Annotated in this window: 19 protein-coding genes; 6 read left to right on the forward strand and 13 right to left on the reverse strand. The window is 68.6% G+C overall.

The features are described 5' to 3' along the window. Positions 1–31: 31 nt before the first annotated feature. A complete protein-coding gene (locus tag ABV408_RS06370) occupies positions 32–1,483 on the forward strand; it encodes an amino acid permease (protein ID WP_353981613.1) in 1,452 nt (483 codons plus the stop codon). Beyond that, positions 1,480–2,466 carry a homocysteine S-methyltransferase gene (gene mmuM, locus ABV408_RS06375; RefSeq protein ID WP_353981614.1) on the forward strand — a complete coding sequence of 329 codons (987 nt, stop codon included), beginning with the start codon at positions 1,480–1,482 and terminating at the stop codon, positions 2,464–2,466. The genes ABV408_RS06370 and mmuM overlap by 4 nt, the downstream gene beginning before the upstream one ends. Here the strand turns inward: mmuM and ABV408_RS06380 are convergent, their stop codons facing one another. The 8 genes from ABV408_RS06380 to ABV408_RS06415 all read right to left on the reverse strand — a co-directional run bounded on the left by ABV408_RS06380 (position 2,467) and on the right by ABV408_RS06415 (position 11,291). Continuing rightward, on the reverse strand, positions 2,467–3,750 hold the full coding sequence (locus ABV408_RS06380; RefSeq protein ID WP_353981615.1) for a TRAP transporter large permease: 1,284 nt from the start codon (positions 3,748–3,750) through the stop codon (positions 2,467–2,469). Between the two features lie 5 nt (positions 3,751–3,755). Beyond that, a complete protein-coding gene (locus ABV408_RS06385; protein ID WP_353981616.1) occupies positions 3,756–4,289 on the reverse strand; it encodes a TRAP transporter small permease in 534 nt (177 codons plus the stop codon). 133 nt (positions 4,290–4,422) lie between these two features. Beyond that, the gene (locus ABV408_RS06390) at positions 4,423–5,418 is read right to left on the reverse strand and encodes a C4-dicarboxylate TRAP transporter substrate-binding protein (protein WP_353981617.1); all 996 of its coding nucleotides are present in this window, start codon (positions 5,416–5,418) and stop codon (positions 4,423–4,425) included. A gap of 143 nt (positions 5,419–5,561) precedes the next feature. Beyond that, positions 5,562–6,686: a mannitol dehydrogenase gene (locus tag ABV408_RS06395; RefSeq protein ID WP_353981618.1), complete on the reverse strand. Its 1,125-nt coding sequence runs from the start codon at positions 6,684–6,686 to the stop codon at positions 5,562–5,564. Between the two features lie 11 nt (positions 6,687–6,697). Beyond that, complete coding sequence (locus ABV408_RS06400) at positions 6,698–8,347, reverse strand: altronate dehydratase family protein (protein WP_353981619.1); 1,650 nt, start codon at positions 8,345–8,347, stop codon at positions 6,698–6,700. Further along, on the reverse strand, positions 8,344–9,378 hold the full coding sequence (locus ABV408_RS06405) for a zinc-binding alcohol dehydrogenase family protein (RefSeq protein WP_353981620.1): 1,035 nt from the start codon (positions 9,376–9,378) through the stop codon (positions 8,344–8,346). Before ABV408_RS06405 ends, ABV408_RS06400 begins: the two co-directional genes overlap by 4 nt. 103 nt (positions 9,379–9,481) lie before the next feature. After that, positions 9,482–10,324, reverse strand: a complete 843-nt coding sequence (locus tag ABV408_RS06410; RefSeq protein WP_353981621.1) for a fumarylacetoacetate hydrolase family protein — start codon at positions 10,322–10,324, stop codon at positions 9,482–9,484. Between the two features lie 226 nt (positions 10,325–10,550). Then, a complete protein-coding gene (locus ABV408_RS06415) occupies positions 10,551–11,291 on the reverse strand; it encodes an SDR family oxidoreductase (protein ID WP_353981622.1) in 741 nt (246 codons plus the stop codon). Positions 11,292–11,509: 218 nt separating this feature from the next. Between ABV408_RS06415 and ABV408_RS06420 the strand changes: the two genes are divergently transcribed. Together ABV408_RS06420 and wrbA are read left to right on the forward strand one after the other, a co-directional pair. Next, complete coding sequence (locus ABV408_RS06420; protein WP_353981623.1) at positions 11,510–12,265, forward strand: FadR/GntR family transcriptional regulator; 756 nt, start codon at positions 11,510–11,512, stop codon at positions 12,263–12,265. 165 nt (positions 12,266–12,430) lie between these two features. Beyond that, complete coding sequence (wrbA, locus tag ABV408_RS06425) at positions 12,431–13,036, forward strand: NAD(P)H:quinone oxidoreductase (protein WP_353981624.1); 606 nt, start codon at positions 12,431–12,433, stop codon at positions 13,034–13,036. Positions 13,037–13,097: 61 nt separating this feature from the next. Here wrbA and ABV408_RS06430 read toward each other — a convergent pair whose 3' ends face one another. Together ABV408_RS06430 and ABV408_RS06435 are read right to left on the reverse strand one after the other, a co-directional pair. Then, positions 13,098–14,504 (reverse strand): sugar porter family MFS transporter, encoded by a 1,407-nt coding sequence (locus ABV408_RS06430; protein ID WP_353981625.1) that lies wholly within the window; start codon positions 14,502–14,504, stop codon positions 13,098–13,100. An 80-nt stretch (positions 14,505–14,584) separates the two neighbouring features. Then, on the reverse strand, positions 14,585–15,319 hold the full coding sequence (locus tag ABV408_RS06435) for an SDR family oxidoreductase (protein WP_353981626.1): 735 nt from the start codon (positions 15,317–15,319) through the stop codon (positions 14,585–14,587). Between the two features lie 215 nt (positions 15,320–15,534). On the opposite strand from ABV408_RS06435, the gene ABV408_RS06440 reads away from it, so the two are divergent. Continuing rightward, on the forward strand, positions 15,535–16,725 hold the full coding sequence (locus ABV408_RS06440; RefSeq protein WP_353981627.1) for an ROK family transcriptional regulator: 1,191 nt from the start codon (positions 15,535–15,537) through the stop codon (positions 16,723–16,725). A 45-nt stretch (positions 16,726–16,770) separates the two neighbouring features. Here ABV408_RS06440 and ABV408_RS06445 read toward each other — a convergent pair whose 3' ends face one another. Both ABV408_RS06445 and ABV408_RS06450 read right to left on the reverse strand, forming a co-directional pair. Beyond that, complete coding sequence (locus tag ABV408_RS06445) at positions 16,771–20,070, reverse strand: AAA family ATPase (RefSeq protein WP_353981628.1); 3,300 nt, start codon at positions 20,068–20,070, stop codon at positions 16,771–16,773. Beyond that, positions 20,067–21,305 carry an exonuclease SbcCD subunit D C-terminal domain-containing protein gene (locus tag ABV408_RS06450; protein WP_353981629.1) on the reverse strand — a complete coding sequence of 413 codons (1,239 nt, stop codon included), beginning with the start codon at positions 21,303–21,305 and terminating at the stop codon, positions 20,067–20,069. The genes ABV408_RS06445 and ABV408_RS06450 overlap by 4 nt, the downstream gene beginning before the upstream one ends. Before the next feature lie 338 nt (positions 21,306–21,643). On the opposite strand from ABV408_RS06450, the gene nfi reads away from it, so the two are divergent. Next, on the forward strand, positions 21,644–22,375 hold the full coding sequence (gene nfi / locus ABV408_RS06455; protein WP_353981630.1) for a deoxyribonuclease V: 732 nt from the start codon (positions 21,644–21,646) through the stop codon (positions 22,373–22,375). A gap of 45 nt (positions 22,376–22,420) precedes the next feature. On the opposite strand, the gene ABV408_RS06460 is transcribed toward nfi, so the two are convergent. Then, complete coding sequence (locus ABV408_RS06460; protein ID WP_353981631.1) at positions 22,421–23,320, reverse strand: aldo/keto reductase; 900 nt, start codon at positions 23,318–23,320, stop codon at positions 22,421–22,423. Between the last annotated feature and the right edge of the window lie 3 nt (positions 23,321–23,323).

The following is a 23,323-nucleotide window of genomic DNA, read 5'->3' on the forward strand; positions in this document are numbered from 1 at the left end:
CTTCACCCCGATTTTCAACCGGACATTCGCTATGCAAGAGAGCCAAGAGACCCCGTTCAAGCGCAGCATGCAGAGCCGCCACCTGGTGATGCTGTCGCTGGGCGGGGTCATCGGCACCGGACTCTTTCTGAGTTCGGGCTACACCGTCAATCAGGCCGGCCCGCTGGGCGCCATTGTGGCCTATCTCATCGGCGGTCTGGTCGCCTGGCTGGTGATGATGTGTCTCGGCGAACTCGCCGTGCACATGCCCGAGGCGGGGGCTTTCAGCGCCCACGCCACGCGCTATATCGGCCCCGGCACGGGCTACACCGTGGCCTGGCTCTACTGGCTCACCTGGACCGTGGCGCTGGGTTCCGAGTTCACCGCGGCGGCGGTGTTCATGGGGCGCTGGTTCCCCGAGGTGCCGGGCTGGTACTGGAGCGCGATCTTCGCCGCCATCGTCTTCGCCACCAACGCCTTCACCACGCGGCTGTTCGCCGAGACCGAGTTCTGGCTGTCGCTGATCAAGGTCGCCACCGTGGTGATCTTCGTGGTGCTGGGCGCCGCGGCGGTGCTCGGCTTCGTGCCGCTGGCCGACGCGCCGGCCGGGGCACCGGCGCCGGGGCTCTCCAACTTGTGGGCCGAGGGGGCCTTTCCCACCGGCTATCTGGCCATCGGAACCACGCTGCTGGCGGTGATGTTCGCCTTCTCCGGCACCGAGTTGATCGGTATCGCCGCCGGTGAGACCGTCGATCCGGCGACCAACGTGCCGCGCGCCATTCGCGCCACCCTGTGGCGGCTGATCCTGTTCTTCGTCGGCACCATCGTGGTGATCGCGGCGCTGCTGCCGCGGGAGCAGGCCGGGCTGGTGGAGAGTCCGTTCGTGGCGGTCTTCGACCGTATCGGGGTGCCCGGGGCGGCGGACGTGATCAATCTGGTGATCATCACCGCGCTGATCTCGGCAGCCAACTCGGGGCTCTACGCGTCGTCGCGCATGCTCTGGACGCTGTCGCGCCAGGGCACGCTGCCGCGCGCGCTGGGTCGGCTCAACCGCCGGGGCATTCCGCTCAACGCGGTGATTTTGAGCATGCTCGGCGGCTTCGGCGCGCTCTTCTCCAGCGTCTATGCGCCGGATTTGGTCTACCTGGCATTGGTCTCGATCTCGGGGCTGGCGGTGGTGCTGGTGTGGATGGCGATCGCCGCCAGCCAGTGGCGCTTCCGCCGGGTCTACGTGCGCGCCGGCAATGACCCGCGCGATCTGGTCTACCGCACGCCGGGCTATCCGTGGGTGCCGCTGGCCGCCTTCGGTTTCTGCCTGTTCGCCTGCGTGGGCATCGCCTTCGACCCCCAGCAGCGTATCGCGCTCTACTTCGGGGTGCCTTTCGTGGCGCTCTGCTACGCCTGCTACTACCTGACCCGCCCGCGCCAGCCCGCCACCCAGGCCGATCCGGCGGGCGATTCGCACCGCCGCTACGCTGATGTCACCGAGGAGCCCACCTCATGAGTGCTGCCAATCCGAGCGCTACCCAGACCGACGCCAATCCGATCGCGGCGATCGCCGCCCAGGCCGGTTTCATGATCGTCGACGGCGCGCTGGCCACCGAGCTCGAGCGGCTGGGCTGCGATCTCAACGATGCGCTGTGGTCGGCTCGGGTGCTGCGCGAGGCGCCCGAACGTATCCGTGACGTGCACCGGACCTACTTCGAGGCGGGGGCCGATGTCGCCATCACTGCCAGCTATCAGGCCACGCGGGAGGGGTTCATGCGTGCCGGGATCGAGGCCGCCGAGGCCGACGCCCTGATCCAGCGCGCGGTGACGCTGGCAAAGGAGGCGCGCGACGCCTGCTGGGCGGCGCACGCCGACGCCTCGCGCCCCTACCCGCTGGTGGCGGCTTCGGTCGGGCCCTACGGCGCCTTTCTCGCCGATGGCAGCGAGTATCGCGGCGACTATACCATCGGGCGCGAGGCGCTGGCCGAGTTCCATCGTCCACGGCTGCGCACGCTGCTCGAGGCAGGCCCCGATCTGCTGGCGGTGGAAACCCTGCCCTCGCTGGAAGAGGCCCTGGCGGTGGCCGGGCTGCTGCCCGACCTTTCCACGGTGCCGGCCTGGTTCACCTTCTCCGCCCGCGATGAGGGGCATATCAGTGACGGCACGCCGATCGAGCGCTGCGGTGAGGCCCTGGACGCGTTACCCGGGGTGGCCGCCATCGGCATCAACTGCACGGCGCTGGCTCATATCGAGAGCCTGGTCACGCGTCTGCGCGGCGTCACCGAGTTGCCGATCATCGTCTATCCCAACTCCGGCGAGCACTACGACCCGGTGACCAAGACCTGGCACGCCGGCTGCGCCCACGCGCCGGCGCCGCGGGATCTCGCCGAGGGCCTGCCGCGTTGGCTGGCCGCCGGTGCCAGCGCCATCGGCGGCTGCTGTCGCACCGGGCCGGAGGATATCGGGGCATTGGCCCGGGCCCGCCGGGCACAAACCTAGCTAGAACACCCAGTTGGGTAGCGTCAGCGAGATCGCGGGGACGAAGGTGACCACCAGCAGCAGCGCCACCAGCAGCAGCCAGTAGGGCAGGATCGCGCGGATGAAGGCGCCGATCGAGACGCCGGTGATCGAGCAGGTGGTGAACATCACCGTCCCCAGCGGTGGCGTGATCGTGCCGATCGAGGCGTTGAGGATGAAGACGATGCCGAAGTGCACCGGGTCGATGCCGAACTGGGCGGCGACCGGCGCCAGCAGCGGCGACAGTACGATCAGGATGGCGTTGCCCTCAAGGAACATGCCCAGGATCAGCAGCAGCAGGTTGGCGATCAGCAGGAAGGCGATCGCGCTGCCGACCCCCGAAGAGAGCATCAGCGCGATCTGCTGCGGAATCTGCTCCCAGGTGAGCACGCGGGCGAAGCCCGACGCCACGGCGATGATGAAGAGCACGTTGACCGCGGCCATCAGCGATTCGCGGGTGGCCACGGCGACGCTACCCAGACCCATCTGACGGTAGACGAACAGCCCCACGATCAGCGCGTAGAGCACCGCCATGGCGCCCGCCTCGGTGGGCGTGAACACGCCGATCCGGATACCGCCGATCACCACCACCGGCAGCAGCAGGGCGATGATCCCGGCGCGGGTCACGCTGATCCACTCGTGACGCGATACGCGTTCGCGGCGCGGCTTCTGGTAGCCGAGACGCCGGCACTGGATCGAGACCAGCACCATCATGGCGACCGCCATCAGCACCCCGGGGACGACGCCGGCGAGGAACAGCCGCCCGATCGAGACGTTGTTGACGTAGCCATAGACGATCAGCGCGATACCCGGCGGAATGGTCGAGGTGATCAGCGAAGACGACGCGGTGACCGCGCTCGAGAACGCCTTGGGGTAGCCGGCCTGGGTCATGCTGGGGACCAGCAGCTTGGCGTTCATCGCCGCATCGGCGATGTTGGAACCGGAGAGCCCGCCCATGAAGGTGCTCAGCAGCACGTTGGCCTGGGCCAGCCCGCCGTGCAGGCGGCGGGTCATCAGCTCGGCCAGCTTGAGCAGTCGCTCGGTGATGCCGGAGTGGTTCATGAACACCCCGGCCATGATGAAGAACGGAATCGCCAGCAGCGAGATCGACTCCAGCCCGCCGGCCAGGCGCTGGATCAGTGTCACCATCGGCTGGTCGGCGCCGATCAGGAAGTAGGTCAGGCTCGACGCGAACAGCGCGAAGGCTACCGGCGTGCCCAGGCAGAACAGGACGAAGAGCGCGACGAGCGCGATGCCAACGGCCATCGATATCACTCCTTGATGTGCAAGACGTCGGTGTTCAAGACGTCGGCGGTCGCGTCCGCTGACGCCACGCCACGGTCATCGGTGATCAGCCGCACCAGCCCGTGGTAGAGCATCATGGCGGCGCTGATGGGGATGGCGACATGGATCCAGGTGTAGGGGATCTGCAGCATCGGCGTGCTGCGGAAACGCGAGAAGGGCAGCAGTTCCAGCCCCCAGTAGAGCATCGCCAGGGCACACAGCATGACGATGCCGACATTGAAGAGTCGGGTATTCCAGCGGCGCAGGCGGGGTGGCAGCTTGTCCCCCAGCAGGCCGATCAGCACGTGCTCGTTGCGTCTCACCAGCGCGCTGGCGCCGAGAAAGGTCGCCCACACCATCAAGAGCTGCAGGATCTCCTCGCTCCACGCCAGCGGAGACGAGAACAGATAGCGCATGAAGACGTTGGCGATGGCGACCACGAACAGCCCGAACAGCGCCAGGCTGGCGATGACCTCATCGAGCCGCATCAGGCGGTCGAGCGCCTTGAAAAGCGTTTGCATGTTCAACTCCATGGCGCTCCCGCGCGATGTCGAGCGGGAGCGCTGTCATGCCAGGGTGTCGACGCGATCGGGGTGTTAGGCGAGAGCTTCGAGCCCCGCGCAACGCCGCGATTCGCTCGCGCAGGCATCGATACTAGTCGTTGATGATGTTGCTGACCTTCTGATAAAGCCCCTCACTCCACTGCGGGAACGCCTTGGGAATCTCCTCCTGGGCGCGCTCGCGGAAGGGGGCGATATCCACCTCGTTGACCTGGACGCCGGCATCCTTGAGCTGCTGAAGCGACTTGTCGGTCTCTTTCTCGACCAGGGTGCGCAGGTTGGCGGCCATCGCCTGACCGGTCTCGGTGAGGATCTTCTGGTCCTCCGGGCTCAGCTGCTGCCAGAACGCCTCGCCGGTGACGAAGGGGGCGACGGTGTGCATGTGCGAGGTGAGGTTGAGGTTCTTGACCACTTCATAGAACTTGCCGCCATAGAGCACCGGCAGCGGGTTCTCGACGCCATCCACCAGGCCCTGGGCCAGCGCCGGATAGACATCGCCCAGCGACATCGGCGTGGGCACAGCGCCCATCGCCTTGATCGCGGCGACGTACATCGGCGAGTTCTGGACTCGGATCTTGACCCCCGAGAGATCCGCCGGGGTCGCCACCGGGTCGCGGGAGAGCAGCTGGCGCACGCCGTAGACGGTGTTGGGGATCACGATGTGATAGCCGGCGCCCTCGACCTTCTTCTCCTGCTCGGCGAACCAGGCTGAGTCGAACACCTTGAGCTTGCTGTCGAAGTCCTTGGCCAGATAGGGCGCGTCCAGCACCGAAAGATCGGGCACCGAGCTCATGAAGTTGGAGTAGGCGGTGATCGTGATCAGCGGCGAGCCGAAGCGTGCCTGCTCCATCACTTCGGTTTCGCCGCCGAGCTGGCTGGCGGGAAACGCCTTCAGCGTCAACTCGCCATGGCTTGCCTTCTCGACCTCCTTGGCCCATGCCTTGACCGCCACGTCGACCGGCTCGCCCGGCTGGTTGCCGTAGGCGACACGGATCTCGGTGGCGGCCTGGGCCGGCCCGGTGAGCGCCAGGGCGCTCAGACCGGCGAGGGAGAGGGAGGCGGTGAAACGGAGCCAGCGCTGCATTGTCATGGGTGTTTCCTTGTGTCGTTGAGCTGTTCGTTGTGGATCTTGTCGTGATCGTTCGTGATCGTTCGTGCGAGATCGTTCGGGCGTGCTCTTTCGTGCACGGACGGCGTCAGAGCCGCCAGGCGCCAGGTGCTAGGTGATAGGCGCTAGCTCGCCCCGCCGAGTGCGTCGATGAGCCCCGGCACCTGACGCCCTTGGCGCTCAGCGCGTTCCACCACCGGACGCACGCGGCGCTCCAGCTTGGTCGCATGGTGCTGGGCGATGTCCGCCAGGCGGTGGTCGAGGAAGGGGTTGGCGAAGCGCTCCAGGGTGACGTCGCGGTAGCGTTCGAGCTCGTCGAGCGGCAGCTCGGCGGCCAGCGTCGGCAGCACCTCGTCGTCGAGCAGCGCGCGCAGCGGCTCGCTCAGTTCGTCGCGCTGCATCGCCTCGCGCACCGTCGCCACCGGCTGACCCAGCCGCTGCCAGTGGTGGACCAGCACGCTGTGGGCGAGGTTGAGAATGTGCAGCTTGCGCAGCATCGCCGGGCGCAGGTCGTCGACGACCTCGACGTCGGCATGCACGCAGGGCAGCGTCAGCCCCGGGCGGCGGGCGATGGCCCACAGCGCATAGGGTTCGGCGATCGCCCCCAGCGGCTCCAGTGGCGCCGAGACAATGCGGTCGACCAGGGTGTCGGCCCATACGCAGCGGGTCTGGAGCCAGTCGATGAAGGCCTCGGGGTGACCGTCGTGTCGCGCCAGCCGGATCACCCGGGCCAGCAGCTCCTGGGCGTTGTGCTCGATCAGCTCGCAGGGCAAGAGCGTCAGCCCGTCGCGGCCAGCATCGAAGCGGGCCCGCAGCAGTTGGGTCAGCTTGCCGGGATAGCTCGTCGGCAGCGGATTCAGGCTCGAATCGGCGCCGACCTCGAAACCGTCGTCGGCGGTGTTGGAGACGATGATCTCGGCGTGCTCGACGACATGCCGGGTCAGTGCCTGCCACCGCTCGGCGGCGATGACGCAGGCGTCGATGCTGTCGACGGTCTGCTCGCGGTCGATCTCCACGCCGTCGCGGCGGCCGCGGATGCGCAGCGGATAGCGCTGCTGGGCGGCGAGCAGGCGCGCCTTGCGCTTGCCCTCTTCGCGCGGCGAGGACTGCACCACCAGCAGGCGGCGCGAGCTGGCTCCGCTGGCCAGCGACTCCGAGACCAGGGCGTCGACGTGGGCGAGCAGAAAGCGTCCGGTGCCGAACTGAACGATGCTGGCATCGCTGTCGAGAGCCTCCGTGGGGGAACGCATGGCGCTATGGCTCATAGTGACACCCCGCGCTTCCAGGGAATGAAGTCGTGCTGGGAGAGGCGCTGGGCCCGGGTGACATGGCGCCCGGAGGCGACCTCCAGACACAGCGTCAACAGCGCCTCGGCGAGTTCGTCGATGGTGCGCTCGCCGCTCACGATAGGGCCGGCGTCGAAATCGATGATGTCCTGCATGCGCTGCGCCAGCGCGCTGTTGCTGGCGATCTTGAGCACCGGTGCCACCGGGTTGCCAGTGGGCGTGCCGAGCCCGGTGGTGAAGAGGATCAGATTGGCCCCGGAGGCGGCCAGGGCGGTGGTCGACTCGACGTCGTTGCCCGGCGTGCACAGCAGGCTCAGACCCGGGCGGCGGTGGAGCTCGGTGTAGTCGAGTACATCGACCACCGGCGCGTCGCCGCCTTTCTTGGCCGCGCCGGCGGACTTCATCGCGTCGGTGATCAGGCCGTCGCGGATATTGCCCGGCGAGGGATTCATCGAGAAGTCGGCGCCCACCGCCGCGGCGTGACGCTGGTAGGCGCTCATCAGCTCGGCGAAGCGTGCCGCCACGGCTTCGCTCGTGCAGCGCGCGGTGAGCTCGTGCTCGACCCCGCACAGTTCGGGGAACTCGCTGAGCATGCCGCTGCCGCCCAGTGCCACCAGGCGGTCGACCACCGCACCCACCAGCGGATTGGCGGAGAGCCCGGAGAAGCCGTCGGAGCCGCCGCACTCCAGCCCCAGCACCAGCTTGTCGAGGGGGGCGGGCTGGCGCTTCACGCGGTCGGCGCTGGCGAGGCCGTCGAAGATCGAGGTCAGGGTGTCGCGGATCAGACGCTCCTCGCTGGGCGAGGCCTGCTGGTCGAAGTAGTCGACGCGCTTCGTCCCCTGCGGGTCGCGGGCGGCGACCGCCGCCTTGAGCATGCGAATCTGCGCCTTCTGGCAGCCCAGACTGAGCACCGTCGCTCCGGCCACGTTGGGATGGCAGACGTAGCCGGCGAGCAGCTGGCACAGCGCTTCGGCGTCGTCGTCGGTGCCGCCGCAGCCGAGGCTGTGGGTGAGAAAGCGCACGCCGTCGACATTGGGGAAGCGCCGCGGTGTGGCGCTCTGTTCGCTGCCCACCGGCGGTATCTCGGTGCCCTCGAGCAGGCTCCGGGCCAGGCGCTTGTAGTCACGGTAGGGGTCGTCGCCCAGGGCCTCGGCGACGCACTGACGCAGCACCTCGACGTTGCGGTTCTCGCAGAACACCAGCGGGATCACCAGCCAGACGTTAGCGGTACCCACACTGCCGTCGGCACGGTGGAAGCCGTCGAAGGTGGCCTGGGCGAAGCGCGAGACATCCGGCGGCGTCCAGTCCCGCGAGCCGGGGCGGGCGTCGCCGCTGGCGGTGGCGTGGGCCAGGTTATCGGTGGTGATCGCGCCACCGCGGGGGATCGGCCGGGTGGCGCGCCCCACGGTGACGCCGTACATGGTGACGAGATCACCAGAGGCGAGGTCGGTGAGCGCGAACTTGTGCTTGGCTCGCACGGTATCGGCCAGGGTGAGGCGCGTCTCTCCCACCCTCACCTCGCGCCCGGCGGGCAGGTCGGTCAGCGCCACCGCGACGTTGTCGCCGGGGTGGATGCGCAGGCTCTGACGCGCCGGGGCGTCGCTGGCGATGGTCGTCTTGCTCATGCTTCGGCCTCTGCGTCGTCCAGCGTCACCATTGCCTTGAGCACCCCGCTGCCGGGGGCGCACCAGACCGGCATCCGCTCGGGCAGCGCGGTCAGCGTCGCACGGTGGGTGATCAGCGGGGCGGTCTGTAGCCGGCCTTCGGCCATCAGCTGGGTCACGTGCTCGAAATCCTCCCGCGTGGCGTTGCGGCTGCCGAGCAGGGTCAGCTCCTTCTTGTGGAAGTCCGGGTCGCTGAAGCGGATCTCGGCCTTGACCACGCTGACCAGCACATAGCGTCCGCCGTGGCCGGCGAAGTCGAAGCCACGATTCATCGCCGCCGGGTTGCCGGTGGCGTCGAACACCACATCGGCCAGGGCGCCATCGTTGAGCGCCTCGATCCTGGCCACCACGTCGTCGTCGGCGTGCCAGGTCGCATCGGCGCCCAGCGCGTCGCGGCACAGCGCCAGGCGGTCGCGGTTGGTATCGATCATCGCCACCCGCGCGCCGCAGCTCTTGGCCACCTGCAGCACACCGATACCGATCGGCCCGGCGCCGACCACCACCACCAGCTCGTCGGCGGCGACCTGGGCGCGGCGCACCGCGTGGGCGCCAATGGCCTGGCACTCGACCAGTGCCAGCGCCTCGGCCGAGAGTGTGGGCACCGCCACCAGATGGCTGGCGGGTACGTTGAGCGTCTGCGCCATGCCGCCGTCGCGATGCACGCCGATCACCTGAAGCGCCTGGCAGCAGTTGGTACGGCCCTGGCGGCAGGCGCGGCACTCGCCGCAGTGCAGATAGGGAATGACGTAGACCGCGTGGCCGACCAACGCCGGGTCGACATCTTCGGCCACCGCGACCACCTCGCCGGCCAGCTCGTGGCCGAGTACGCGGGGGTACTCGAAGTAGGGCTGATTGCCGCCGAAGGCGTGGATATCGGTGCCGCAGATACCGATACGGCGAATGGCGACCCGCGCCTCGCCTGGCGCCAGCGGGGGCGTCGGGCGCTCGACCAGCGCCATCTCGCCGGGGCGTGAACAGACCACGACTTGCATGTAGATTCTCCTGGCGAATGAGATATATCGGCCTAAAGGTCAGGCCAATTGGTGCACAGGCCGCCTTCCAGACTCAGGAAGGCGGCGCGGCGTCGCTGGGCGCTCAGCTCTCGATACAGCGCTGGCGCTGTTCGCCCAGCCCCTCGATGCCCAGACGCATGGTCTGGCCCGGCTTGAGGAATACCTTCGGGTTCTGACCCATGCCCACGCCCGGGGGCGTGCCGGTGGAGATCACGTCGCCCGGTTGCAGGCTCATGAAGCGGCTCAGATAGGCGACCAGATGCGGGATCTGGAACACCATGGTGCGGGTCGAGCCGTCCTGGTAGCGCTGGCCGTCGACCTCCAGCCACAGATTCAGATCGTGGGGGTCGGCGATCTCTTCGCGGGTCACCAGCCAGGGGCCGAGCGGGCCGAAGGTGTCGCAGCCCTTGCCCTTGTCCCAGGTGCCGCTGCGCTCGAGCTGGAACTCGCGCTCGGAGACGTCGTTGATCACGCAGAAGCCGGCGACATGATCCATGGCGTCGGCTTCTTCGATGTAGCGCCCGCCGGTGCCGATCACCACGCCGAGCTCGACCTCCCAGTCGGTCTTGGTCGAGTCGCGGGGGATCTCGACGTCGTCGTTGGGGCCGCAGATGGCGCTGGTCCACTTGTTGAACACCACCGGCTCGGCGGGCACCTCGGCACCGGTCTCGGCGGCGTGGTCGGAGTAGTTGAGGCCGATGCAGATGAACTTGCCCACGCGGCCGACGCAGGGGCCCAGGCGGGTGTCGGCGGCGACCTCGGGCAGGCGGCTCAGGTCGAGTGCCGCGAGCTTGGCCAGGCCGGCGGCGCTGAGCACCTCGCCGGCGATGTCATCGATCTCGCCGGAGAGATCGCGCACGCGACCGTCGGCGTCGACGATTCCCGGTTTTTCCTGACCCTTGGGGCCGTGGCGTAGCAGTTTCATGAAGACTCCTTTGAGGAAAGCGTTGGTTGAATTTGGGTACGAAGTGATCGAGTGACGTTGAGACGGAAGCTTTTTCAGGACCCAGGAGGCGCTGGATAAACAGGCGAGCAGAGTGAAGCGCAAGGCGCCCGGAGCACAGGAACCGGAGCCTATGGGGTATAGGTGAGGATTCCGCGCACCGCGTAACGCCGCGATTCACCTGCGCAGCCATTTATCCTGTGTCTCCCTAGTTGGACCAGCCGCCATCGATCATTTGCACCGTCCCGGTAATGAAACCGGCTTCGTCACTGGCCAGCCAGGTCGCCAGCGCGGCGATCTCCTCCACCCGGCCCAACCGGCCCATGGGCTGGCGCGCGACGAACTCGGCGAACACCTCCTCGGCGCTGCGCCCCTGCTGGCGCGCCTGCTCGGCGACCCGTTCGCGTAGCGAGGGGGAGTCCACGGTACCGGGGCAGATGGCGTTGCAGCGGATGCCGCGGGTCATGAAGTCGGCGGCGATCGACTTGGTCAGCCCGATCACCGCGGCTTTGGTGGTGCCGTAGGCGAAGCGGTTGACCACGCCCTTGGTGCTGGAAGCGAGCGATGCCATGTTGATGATGCTGCCGCCGCCGTTGTCCAGCATCGCCGGCAGGGCGGCGCGCAAGGTGTAGAACATCGAGTCGACGTTGAGCCGCTGGGCCTGTGCCCACTGGGCGTCGTCGCACTCGAGAATCGAGCCTGCAGGCACCGTACCCGCGCAGTTGAAGACGATGTCCAGCGCGCCCAGAGAGCCGATCAGGCGGCTCACCGCGTCGGCATCGGTGACGTCCAGCGCATGGCACTCGGCGGCCTCGAGCCCGTCGAGCTTGGCCGCATCGATATCGGTGGCGATCACCCGCGCGCCCTCGGCCAGAAAGCGCTCGACGGTGGCGCGGCCGATGCCCTGGCCGGCGGCGGTGATCAGAGCGGTCTTGTGGGCAAGGCGCATGGCGTGGCTCCTGGGGGCGTTGTCGAGAGGTGGGTTTTCGCTTCTAATGTCTAAAGGCCTGACCATTGGGCCGAGTATTATCCTAAGCGCGAGGCGACCGCAAACCGCCAAACGTCTAATAGGCAGCGCCAGCGCCCGGTATTGCGTGGCAGTCTGCGACTTATGTCTAAGCTGTACTGCCGGCGACCCGGAAGCCGTCATGCAAAGGAGATCCAGGGATGCCGATTCAGACCATTCGCGCCCAGCGGCTCTATCGCCAGATCGCCGATCAGCTGCTGGCGCTGATCCGCCAGGGCGAGTTCCCGCCGGGCTCGCTGCTGCCGCCGGAGCGCGATCTGGCCCAGCAGCTCGGGGTCAGCCGCGCCTCGGTGCGCGAGGCGTTGATCGCGCTGGAAGTGGTGGGGCAGGTCGAGGTCCGCGTCGGCCACGGCGTGCTGGTGCTGGAGCGCGCGGCGCCGGTCGAAGCACCGGTAATGCATATCGCCAGCCGCCAGGAGCCGTGGGCGATCGACCCCGAATTCGAAAGCGAGATCGAGCTCGATCTGGATCAGGAGATTCCGCCCTTCGCGCTGCTCGAGGCGCGCCGCTTCATCGAGCCGGAGACCGCGGCACTGGCGGCGCTCAACGCCAGCGACGACGATCTCGAGGCGATCCGCGCGGCCTATCAGCGCAACGTCGAGGACAACCGCCACGGTGGTAATAACATGGTCGGCGATCGGCTGATGCATATCCGCATCGCCGAGGCCTCGGGCAACGCCGCCTACGCCATGCTGCTCAAGCATCTGCTCGGCCATCAGTACGGGGTGATGTTCCGGCGGCTGCAGGCGCTGTTCATGTCCACCGACATGCCGCGCCGCTCGCAGCAGGATCACAGCCGTATCCTCGCTGCGATCGAAGCGCGCGACGCCGAGGCCGCACGCGCGGCGATGGCGGCGCACCTCGACCACGTGCTCGGGGTATTCTTCGATAGCTGAGCTAGGTGCCGTTGCCGCCGACGATTCGATCGCATCGACGCGCGCGCACGAAAAAAGCCAGTGTCGCCACCGCCGCAGGCGGACTAGCCTTGCATCAGTGTTCACCGGGATTGGTCCCGACTTGCCGGCCGCGGCCGGCGCTACCCCCGCTGCAAGGAGTGTGCAATGAGCAAGGTACTGGTGCTTTATTACTCGAGCTACGGCCATGTCGAGACGCTGGCCAAGGCGATCGCCGAAGGTGCCGGCGGCGTCGGCGGCACCCAGGTGGACGTGCGCCGGGTGTCCGAGCTGGTCCCGGAGGAAGTGGCCGAACAGTCGGGCTACAAGACCGACCAGGATGCGCCGCTGATCGAAAGCCCTGATGCCCTGGCCGACTACGATGCGGTCATCGTCGGCACGCCGACCCGGTTCGGCAACATGGCCTCGCAGATGCGCAACTTCTGGGACATGACCGGCGGCCTGTGGGCACAGGGCAAGTTGGTGGGCAAGATCGGCAGCGCCTTCGTCTCCACCGCGACCCAGCACGGCGGTCAGGAGACCACGCTGACCTCGATCCACACCACGCTGCTGCACCACGGCATGGTGGTGGTCGGCGTGCCTTACGCCTGCCAGGAGCTCACCAACATGAGCGAGATCACCGGCGGCACGCCCTATGGCGCTTCGACCCTGGCGGGGGCCGACGGCAGTCGCACCCCGAGCGAGAACGAGCTGGCGATCGCCCGGTTCCAGGGCAAGCACGTCGCCGAGCTGGCGGCCAAGCTGGGCGGCTGACACCTTCCGAGCAACTCGCAAGCCCGCGCCGTCTTGAGCGACGGCGCGGGCTTGTCGAGTGTTACTCGTAGACCATCTCTTCGAGCTCCAGGCCCTTGGTCTCGCGCACGAAGCGCACCACGAAGAAGATCGAGATCAGCGCACACAGGGCGTAGAAGCCGTAGGCGCCGGTCAGCCCGATCGAGGCGAGCATGATCGGGAAGGTCATGGTGATGGCGAAGTTGGCCACCCACTGGAACAGCCCGGCGATCGCCAGCCCCGAACCGCGCACTTGGTTGGGGAACATCTCGCCCAGCATGACCCACATCACCGGGCCCCAGGAGACGTTGAAGCAGAACACGTAGACGTTGGCGGCGATCAGCGCGAGCACCCCGTTGCCGCTGGAGAGCGCCAGGCTGCCGTTGACCATGTCGGCGGTGGAGAAGGCGTAGACCAGCAGTGCCAGCGTCAGCGTCATCCCCAGTGAGCCGGCCCACAGCAGCGGCTTGCGTCCGATGCGGTCGATCAGGCCGATGGTGACCAGACAGGCGGCGATACTCACGGCGCCGCTGATCACGTTGATCATCAGGGCGTCATTCTCGGAGAACCCTACCGCCTGCCACAGCACGGCGCCGTAGTAGAACACCACGTTGATCCCCACCAACTGCTGGAACACCGCCAGCCCGATGCCCACCCACACCAGCTTGAGCAGCTTGCCAGTGGCGGGGTTGATCAGGTCCGACAGGCGCGGCTGGTGGCGGGTGGAGAGCGACTGGCGGATCTCGCCCAGGCGGCGCTCGGTGGTGGCGGCATCGTAGACCAGCCGCAGCACCCGCTCGGCCTTGGCCTCACGCCCCGCGCTGACCAGAAAGCGCGGGCTCTCGGGGATGAACAGCAGGGCCACGAAGAAGATGCCGGCGGGTACCAGCTCCATCCAGAACATGCAGCGCCACGCCTCGAAGCCGAACCACAGCGGGGCGGTCGAACCGCCGGCGATATTGGCCAGGGCGTAGTTGTTGAGAAACGAGAAGAACAGCCCGCCGATGATCGCCACCTGCTGAATGGTCGCCAGCCGGCCGCGCAGATGCGAGGGCGCGATCTCGCTGATATAGGCCGGCGACATCACGCTGGCGGCACCCACCGCCAGACCGCCCAGCACGCGATAGATGACGAACTCCAGCGACCCCCCGGCGATGCCGGAGCCCCAGGCGCTGATCAGGAACAGCACCGCGGCGACGATCAGCAGCGTACGCCGGCCGAAACGGTCGGCCAGGCGCCCGGCGAAGAACGCCCCCACGGCGCAGCCGAGCAGCATCGAGGCGACGTTGAAGCCGGTGCCCACACTCTCCGAGTGGAACGCCTGCTGCAGGCCGTCGACGGTGCCGTTGATGACCCCGCTGTCGAATCCGAACAAAAAGCCGCCGATGGCGGCGACGCAGCAGATCAGCATGACCACGAAAGGATGTTGCGAAGCGCTGGATGTTGGCATTGTCTAGCTCCGTTGGCGTGTGTCCAGGCGTATCACTCGGTATGGATACGGGCGTGAATCATGGGGCGAGCCCGGGCCGCTCACAGCCAGCCGGCGTCGACCCAATAATTGTGGGCGGTGCAGGCGGCGGCATCGTCGGAGGCCAGGAACAGCACCATCGCCGCCACGTGTTCCGGGTGGATGCGCAGCTTGAGCTTCTGCTCGGCGACGATCTGCGCTTCGTCCTCGGGGGTGTACCAGCGCGACTGGCGCGGGGTCTTGACGTTGCCGGGGATGACGCAGTTGACACGAATACCGTCGCTGCCCAGATCGCTCGCCAGCGCTCGGGTCAGCCCTTCGATGCCAGCCTTGGCGGTCTCGTAGAGCAGCATGCCCGGCTGACCCAGGTGCCAGCTGATCGAGCCGAGATTGACGATCGCCCCCCGGCCCTGGCGGCGCATGGCGGGCGCCACCGCGCGTGCCGCCAGCACCAGATGGCGTAGATTGACGTTCATGCGCTCGTCCCAGTACTCGGGGGTGACGTCCTCCAGCCGGTGACGGTCGTCGTTGGCGGCGTTGTTGACCAGCACGTCCACCGCGCCGATCGCCTCCAGGGTGGCGGCCAGTGCCGTCGGCTCGGTGAGGTCGCAGCGGTGGTAGTGCACCGTGTCGCCCAGCTCGGCGGCCAGCGCCTCGGCGTCGTCCAGGATGTCGAGGAAGTGCACCTCGGCGCGCTGGGCGGCGAAGGCACGCACCAGCCCTTCACCGATGCCGGACCCGCCGCCGGTAATGACGACACGCTTGCCCTGGAGACTGGGATAGATCGCTGTGGACATCGCACGCTCGCTGTTCAGAAAGGATCGAGTTCGAGAAGGGTTAGTAAATAGCATTAACTAATTATGGATCTCAGCATGCGCCGGGGGCCGAAGGCTGGCCATTGGCCATTGGTGGTAAGAGGGGATCAGGGGTGGCAGGCCGCAGGCTTGGCGGTGGGTGCGGCTGTCGGTGGCTCTGATATAGTCCCAGCACTGCCTTCCGTGCCGAGCTGCCCATGCCCAATCATTTCACGCCCCATGCCGCCGGCGACCTCAACTACCTGAAGAGCCTCAATCGCAGCACGATCCTGAGCACGGTACGCCGCTATCCGGGGCTGTCGCGTGCCGATATCGCCGTGCGTACCGGGCTGACCAAGGCCACCGTGGGCAGTGTGGTCAACGTGCTCGGCGAGCGCGGCTGGCTGCGCGAGGGCGAGCTGCACGCGCGCGGCGGCGGGCGCCCGGGGCGTTCGCTCTATCTGGACGGCGAGCAGCATGTGATGCTCGGCGCCGAGGTGGGGGTGAAGGGGCTGCGCGTGGTGGCCTGTAATCTCCTCGGCGAACGGCTCGCCAGCCAGCGCCTGGACGTCTCGCCCACCACGCCGGAAGAGACCGCGGCGGTGCTGGCGCGGCTGATCGAGTCGCTGCTCGGCGATCCGGCGATTGCGGCGCGGCCCTGTCTGGGGCTCGGGGTGGCGCTGCCGGGGCCGGTGGCGCCGCAGGCGCCGATCCTGCGGCTTGCCCCCAACCTGGGCTGGGTCGATGTCGACTTCCTGGCGCTGCTACGCGCCGAGCTCGACTTGCCGGCGGGGGTGTGGCTGCTCGACAACGAGGCCAACGCCGCCGCCTTCGGCGAGTTCTACTTCATCGAGGGCTCGCCGCCGGAGTCGATCGCCTATCTCAGCGCGGGTAGCGGTATCGGCTGCGGGGTGGTCAGCGGCGAGCACTTCCCGGTGATTCCGCGGGGGCACCAGGGGCTGGTGGGGGAGATCGGCCACACCGTGCTGGTGGCGGAAGGGGCGCCCTGCCACTGTGGCAATCACGGCTGTGCCGAAACCCTGGTCAGTGGCTGGATGCTGCGCGAATCCCTCGGCGTGGCGGCCGATGCCAGCCTGAGCGCGTCGCTGCTGGCACGGCTCGACGAGCCCGAGGTCCGCGCGGCGCTGGCGCGGGCCGGGCGCGCGCTGGGGCTTTTGATGCTCAATCTGCACCACACCCTCAACCCCTCGATGCTGATTCTCGGCGGCTCGCTGATGCGCCTCGGCGCGCCGCTGGTGGCACCGGCGCTGGCTTACTTCGATGCCCACCAGAACGATCTGCTGCGCCAGTCGCAGCGTGTGCCGGTGAAGGTGATCGAGGACAGCACCTTCACCGCCGCCCGCGGTGCCGCCGCCCAGGTCATGGCACGCGCCGCGATCGAGGTGTGAGCCGCGCCCGACGGCCGCGAGCGCCGAACGCGGTCAGCGTCGCGCTCAGTTGCGCTGCACGCGCACCTCGCTGGCCCCGTTGCCCTTGGGTTCGACCCGGATCTGCAGCGGTATGCGCTCGTGCATCTCCTGCACGTGGGAGATCACGCCGACCCGGCGGCCCTGGGCCTGCAGGCCATCGAGGGCATCCATCGCCAGGGCCAGCGACGCCGGGTCGAGGCTGCCGAAGCCCTCGTCGATGAACAGCGACTCGATCGCCAGCTGGTGCGAGGCCATCGAGGCCAGCCCCAGCGCCAGCGCCAGCGAGACCAGGAAGGTCTCGCCGCCGGAGAGCGAGTGCACCGAGCGCCGCTCGTCGGCCATGTCGCCGTCGATCACCAGAATGCCCAGTTCGCTGCCGCCGCGCGCCACACGGTAGCGCGGCGTCAGGGCGCGCAGATGCTGGTTGGCGTGGGTCAACAGATGATCGAGGTTATAGGCCTGGGCGATACGCCGGAAGCGCTTGCCATCGGCACTGCCGATCAGGCCGTTGATCCGCTCCCAGCGCTGCACCTCCTGCGCCGCCGCCTCGCGCTGGCGCGCCCCCTCCTGCTGTACCCGGCGGCGGCGATCATCCTCGGCGAGCTGCTGCTGGGCGTCGTCGCGGCGTTGCTGCTGGTCCTGGCACTCACGTTCCAGCGTCTGCAAGTCCTCACGCTGGGTGGCGAGGCGCGCGCTCAACGTTTGCGCGTGTTCGGCGTCGAGCAACTGGGCGTCAGCCACTTCGGGCAATAGCAGACGGCGCTGCTCGAGCAGGGCGCGGCGGCGCTCCGCGACCGCGACCCGGGCCGCGTCGCGCTCGCGCTCGCGCCGTTCGCAGGCCTCGCGCAGCTGGCGATGCGCGGCCTCGGTGTAGCCCAGCAGGTTTTCCAGCCGCGCCTCGTCGAGCTCGGGCTGGGTGCGTCGCCACGCCTGCCAGGCGCGGTCGAGCTCGGCGTGGGTCGTCTGCTCCTCCTGCTGGCGCTGGGCCAGATCGGCGATCTGCTGGGTCAGCCGCGTGTGAGTGTTCTCCAGGGTCTGCCACTGCGTCTGTTGCGCCTCCCACTGCTGCTGCGCCTGCTGGCGCTGCTCCTCCAGCGCGGTCTGCCAGGCCTGGGCCGAGGCGTGCTCGCCCAGCACCACGGCGAGTGTTTGATGCGTACGCGTCAGCGCCTGCTCCAGCTCGGGCAGCGAGGCGGCGAGTGTCTCCAGACGCGCCCGGTCGAGGGCCTGGCGTGTCTCGCGCTTGCCCAACTCCAGGGCCAGGCTCTGGCGCTGGCGTTCGAGCGGGTCGAGGGTGCGCTCGATGGTGTCGAGCCGCTGCAGCCGCTCACTGGCCTGCTGGCGCTCACTCAGCGCCTGCTCGCGCTGGTTCTCGAGCCACTCGCCAGGTTGCTCGGCGGCGCTCAACTCGGCGCTCAGCGGGTGGTCGGCCAGGTTACTGGCTGCGGCCTCACGGGCCGGCGCCAGCGCTTGCTGAAGCTGCTCGGCAGCCAGCAGCGTCTGGCGGCAGCTGCGCCACTCGACGCTCAGCTCCTGATGCTGCTCGCGGGCGGCTGCCACGCGCTGGGTCTCCTGATCGAGCTGCTGGCGCTCCTGGGCCTCGATGCTGGCCACCAGTGCCTCTCCCGGATGCGCCGGCGGCGTTTCGCGGTAGGGGTGGTCGGTGGCGCCACATACCGGGCACGGCGTCTCTTCACGTAGCTGCTGGCGCAGCCGCGCGACCGCGTCGCTGCGCGCGGCGCGGGCGTTCTCGATCTGTTCGCCGATCTGGGCGTGGCGCTGCTCGGCGGCGGCGAGATCGCGCTTGGCCTGCTGGCCCGCCTGTTCGAGCTGGGTCAGCCGCTCGCGGCTCTGCGCGAGCTGCTGCTGCAGCGTCGCCTGTTCGTGATCCAGGCGTTGGCGCTCGCGCCACGCCTGGGTCAGGCCGTCCAGGGCATCGAGACGGGCCTGGGCCTTGTCCCGCGTCTGGTTGAGGGCGGCGCGCAGGTCGGCGGCGGTGGTCTGTGCGGTGGCGGTCTCCAGCAGCGCGGCCAGATGCTGGCGCTGTGCTTCGATCTGCTGCGCCTGCTCGGCCATCTGCTGCTGCAGCTGCGCCTGGCGCTGGGCTTCCTCGGCGGCGGTGGCAGTGAGCTGCGTCTGCTCCGCGCGCTGCTGATCGCGCTGCTGCTGGAGCCTTGCGCGCTCGCTCTCGAGCTCGCGCGCCTGGGTCAGCTCGGGCTGGGCGTCGCGCAGCGCGGCGGCGGTGCGCTCGCGGGCGGCGCTGGCCGCCTCCAGCTCGGGGGCGAGGGTTCGGCGTTCGCCGTCGCAGCGTTCGAGCGCGGCGCGTGCTTCGGTCAGTTGCTGTTCGCGCCGGGCCAAGGTCTCGGCCAGGCTGCGGCGCTGGCGGACCGATTCGCGCCAGGGGGCGAGGGCGTCGAGCTGGGCGAGGGTATGGCGCTCCTCCTGGGCGGCGGCGATCGCCGCCTCGGCCGCCTGCAGCGTCGTCTCGGCTTGCTGCCAGTCGGCGCTCAGCCGGGCCTGGCGCTCGAGTTCGGTACCCTCGGCCTGCAGCCGCTCGCGCCGGGTCTGCAGGGCGTCCAGGGCCTGCTGCTGTGTCGTGGCCTCCTGCTCCAGCTCGGCGCGGGCCTCGGCGGCCGCCGGCAGGGCGTCGGCGAGCCGCGCTTCGATCGCCTCCAGCGCGCCCCGGGCCCTGCGTGCGCGCTGGAAGGCGGCGCGCGAGATGGCAGAGTAGTGCTGGGTATCGGTGAGCCGCTCCAGCAGCTCGCTGCGAGCATTGTCGTCTGCCTTGAGAAAGGCGGCGAACTCGCTCTGGGCGAGCAGCACGGCGCGGGTGAACTGGTCGAAGTTGAGCCCCAGGCGCTCTGGCAGCAGGCGGTCGAATTCGCGCTTCTGCGCCGTCAGCAGCTGATTGGCGTCGAGATCGGTGAGCGACTGCTCGATCTTCTGCAGGCTGCCGTCGGGCTTGTCGCGGGCCCGGCGTACGCCCCAGCGGGCGCGGTAGCGGCGGCCGTCGCGGCCGACGAAATCGACCTCGGCGAAGCCGCTGGCGCAGCCGCGCCGCAGCAGGGTGCGGGCATCGGCGGTGGTCAGGGTGTCGCGGCCCACGTCGGCGACCTGAGAGTCGCGTACCGGTGCCTGGCGCAGTCGCGGCGTGCTGCCGTAGAGCGCCAGACACAGGGCATCGAGCAGGGTGCTCTTGCCGGCGCCGGTGGGGCCGGTGATGGCGTAAAGCCCCTGGTCGGCGAGGGGGGACGCGGTGAAATCGAGCTCGTGGCGACCGGCCAGCGAAGCCAGGTTTTCCAGGCGGATGGCGAGTATCTTCATGCCTCACCCTCCGCGTCCTGGACTTCCTGCACCAGGGTGGCGAAATCCTTTGCCACCGCTTCCGGCGGCGTCTCGCCATACTCCGCCTGCCAGCGGCGGGCGAAGATCTCCTGCGGGGTGAGGCTGTCGAGATCGATCGCGACGTGCTCTGCGGGGTCTTTCCCGGCATTGGGATAGTGGCTGTGAATGCGCAGCAGCCGCAGCGGCTTGTCGGCGATCGCCGCCTCGATCCGGGCGCGCAGATCGGGCTGCGGCGTGTCGAGCGCCACGCGTACCTCCAGCCACGGCCAGCGCTCGCGCGGCAGCGTGTCTTGCGAGCTGGGCTCGGGCTGCCACGCCAAAAGCTCGGCCTCGACCGCCTCCACACTACCCGGGCCGACCCTCTCGAGGGCCACGTGGCGGGGTATCGGCAGGCTTTCGACGGCGTCGAGCTCGGCCCCGTTCAACGTCACTTCGAGTACCTGGTGGGGGTAGTGGCTCTCGCTGAAGTCCAGCGGCAGCGGCGAACCGCTGTAGCGGATGCGCGGCTCGCCCACCTGCTGTGGCCGGTGCAGATGGCCCAGCGCCACATAGGCGATCGAGGGCGGAAAGAGCGCGGCGGAGATCGCTTCCTCGCCGCCGATCACGATCGGCCGTTCGCTGGCTTCGGAGACGGCGGCGCCCTGCAGGTGGGCGTGACTCATCGCCACCAGCGCCTGGCCGGGTTCGCGGCGGGCTTCGGCGGCTTCTACCAGCTCGCGGTGGACGCGGGCGATGCCCTCGCGGTAGTCGTCGACGTCGCCGCCGGTGACCTCGGCCGGGCGCAGGAAGGGCAGCGCCAGGCACCAGGCGCGAATCTCCCCGGTGGCGTCGGGCAGCGGCACCAGCAGGTGGTCGCTGTCGAGGCTGCCATCCTCGAGCCAGTGCACCCGCCCCAGGGCATGGGTCTTGAGGCGCTTCATCAGCGGCGCCGGCAGTTCGATGCGCGAACCGCTGTCGTGATTGCCGGCGATCATCACCACGGTCAGCGCGGGCAGCGCGGCGTGGGCGGCGACGATGAAGTCGTAGAGCAGCTCCTGGGCCCGCAGCGAGGGATTGACCACATCGAAGATGTCACCGGCGATCAGCAGCGCGTCGGGCTGGCGCTCGGCGAGTGCCGCCAGCAGCCAGTCGAGGAAGGCGCGCTGTTCGACATGGCGCTCCTGGCCATGGAAGGACTGGCCCAGATGCCAGTCGGCGGTGTGGAAAAATTTCACGATGTGGCGCCTTGTGACGTCGGAGAGGGTGTTTACAAATTCGGCGAGCGAAGGCAAGACAAGGCGAAATCGGCCGAAAAAGCGGAGTTTACACGGGGTAAATGAGCATTTTTAGGTCGATTTCAACGCCGTATTGTCGAGCGCAGACATTTTGAAAACACCCTCTGAGAGGGTGAAGCGGAAAAAGCGATGCCAAGTGTAACGCGACGACCGCCTCGGAGAAGATCGGCGGAGGAAAAGAGCGGCCATGGGAAAGATCTAACTTGCGCTGCATTGGAGAGACGTGGACGCCGTGACTAGGCTTCTGGACGTCGACAGCACGGGAGGGCAAGACGGCGATGGCACTACATGACTGGAATCTGACTCCGGAGGCGGCGATCGCCCTGCAGAAGCGGCTGGCACCCGGCGTCAGGCGCGAGGATGCGCTGGGCGAGGTGGGCCTGATCGCCGGCATGGACATCGGCTTCGAAGATGGCGGGGAGACCACCCGCGCCGCGCTGGTGCTGCTCGAGTGGCCCTCGCTCACCCTGGTGGAGCAGGTGGTGCACCGCGAGCCGACGCGCATGCCCTACGTGCCGGGGCTGCTGTCGTTTCGCGAGATACCCGCGGCGCTGGGGGCCTTCGAGCGGCTGTCCCAGCGCCCGGATCTGATCATGGTCGACGGCCAGGGCATCGCGCATCCGCGGCGTCTGGGCATCGCCTCGCATCTGGGGCTGTGGCTCGATCTGCCGACCATCGGCGTGGGCAAGAGCCGGCTGTGCGGCCAGTTCGGCGAGGTGCCGCCGGGCAAGGGCGAGTGGACGCCGCTGACCGACCGGCGGCGTGACGAGGACCCCGCCGATGTCGCCGTGGATGCGCGCGGCCGGGTCACCATCGGCGCGGTGCTGCGCTCGCGGGAGGGGGTGAAACCGCTGTTCGTGTCACCGGGGCACCGTCTCGGCCTCTCCACCGCGGTCGACTGGGTGGTGCGCTGCCTGGGGCGCACCAAGCTGCCGGAGCCGACCCGGCTGGCGGATCGGCTGGCATCGAGAAAGGGCGAAGTGGCGGTCAGCGGGCAGCTGTCGCTGTAGCCGCGCTGTGGCGTATTGCCTGTGCGCTGGGCATTGCCTGGCTGCCTAGACGATATCCAAAGATACCGGCTCCCGAGGCGCCGGAAAGGCGTTGTCGAGCCGGGTGAGGTCATCGGCGTCGAGGTCGATGTCGAGGGCGGCGGCGTTGGCGTCGACGTGCGCCAGAGTCGACGCCTTGGGAATGGCGACCACCGGCCTCGGCCGCTCGTGCTGAGAGCAGGCGGGGCGGATGGCCCAAGCCAGCAGAATCTGGGCGGCGCTGGCGCCATGCTTGTCGGCGATCTCGTTGACCACCGTCGAGGAGAGCAGCTTGGCCCGCAGCCGGCCGCCTTGGGCCAGCGGGCAGTAGGCCATCACCGGCAGATGGTGGTCCTGCATCCACGGCAGGACATCGACCTCGATGCCGCGGGAGCCGAGGTGATAGAGCACCTGGTCGGTCGCGCAATCGGCGGCGGCCGGCAGGGCTTCCATGGCTCTGAGGTTACCCGCATCGAAGTTGGAGACGCCGAAGCGGCGGATCTTGCCTTGATCGCGCAGTCGCTCGAACGCCTCGAAGGTCTCGTCCAGCGGGATGCCGCCGGGCCAGTGCAGCAGATAGAGATCGAGCGTCTCGATCCCCAGCCGCGCAAGGCTGCCTTCGCAGGCGGCGATGGCGCTGTCGCGACCGGCGTTCCAGGGGTAGACCTTGGAGACTACGAAGGCGTCGTCGCGGCGACCGCGCAGCGCCTCGCCGACGACCTCTTCGGCGCCGCCGTCAGCATACATCTCTGCCGTATCGATCAGTTCGAGCCCCAGGTCCAGGCCGTGCTGCAACGCCGCCACCTCCTGCCGGCGAGGTACCCGATTCTCGCCCATGTACCAGGTTCCCTGGCCGATGGCCGGCAAGGCCAGCGCCGGGGCGTCGCCGCTGGCGGGAAATTCGATCCGTGGTCTCTGCCGGGGCATGCA

The organism is Salinicola endophyticus (assembly GCF_040536835.1).
Lineage (GTDB): Bacteria > Pseudomonadota > Gammaproteobacteria > Pseudomonadales > Halomonadaceae > Salinicola > Salinicola endophyticus_A.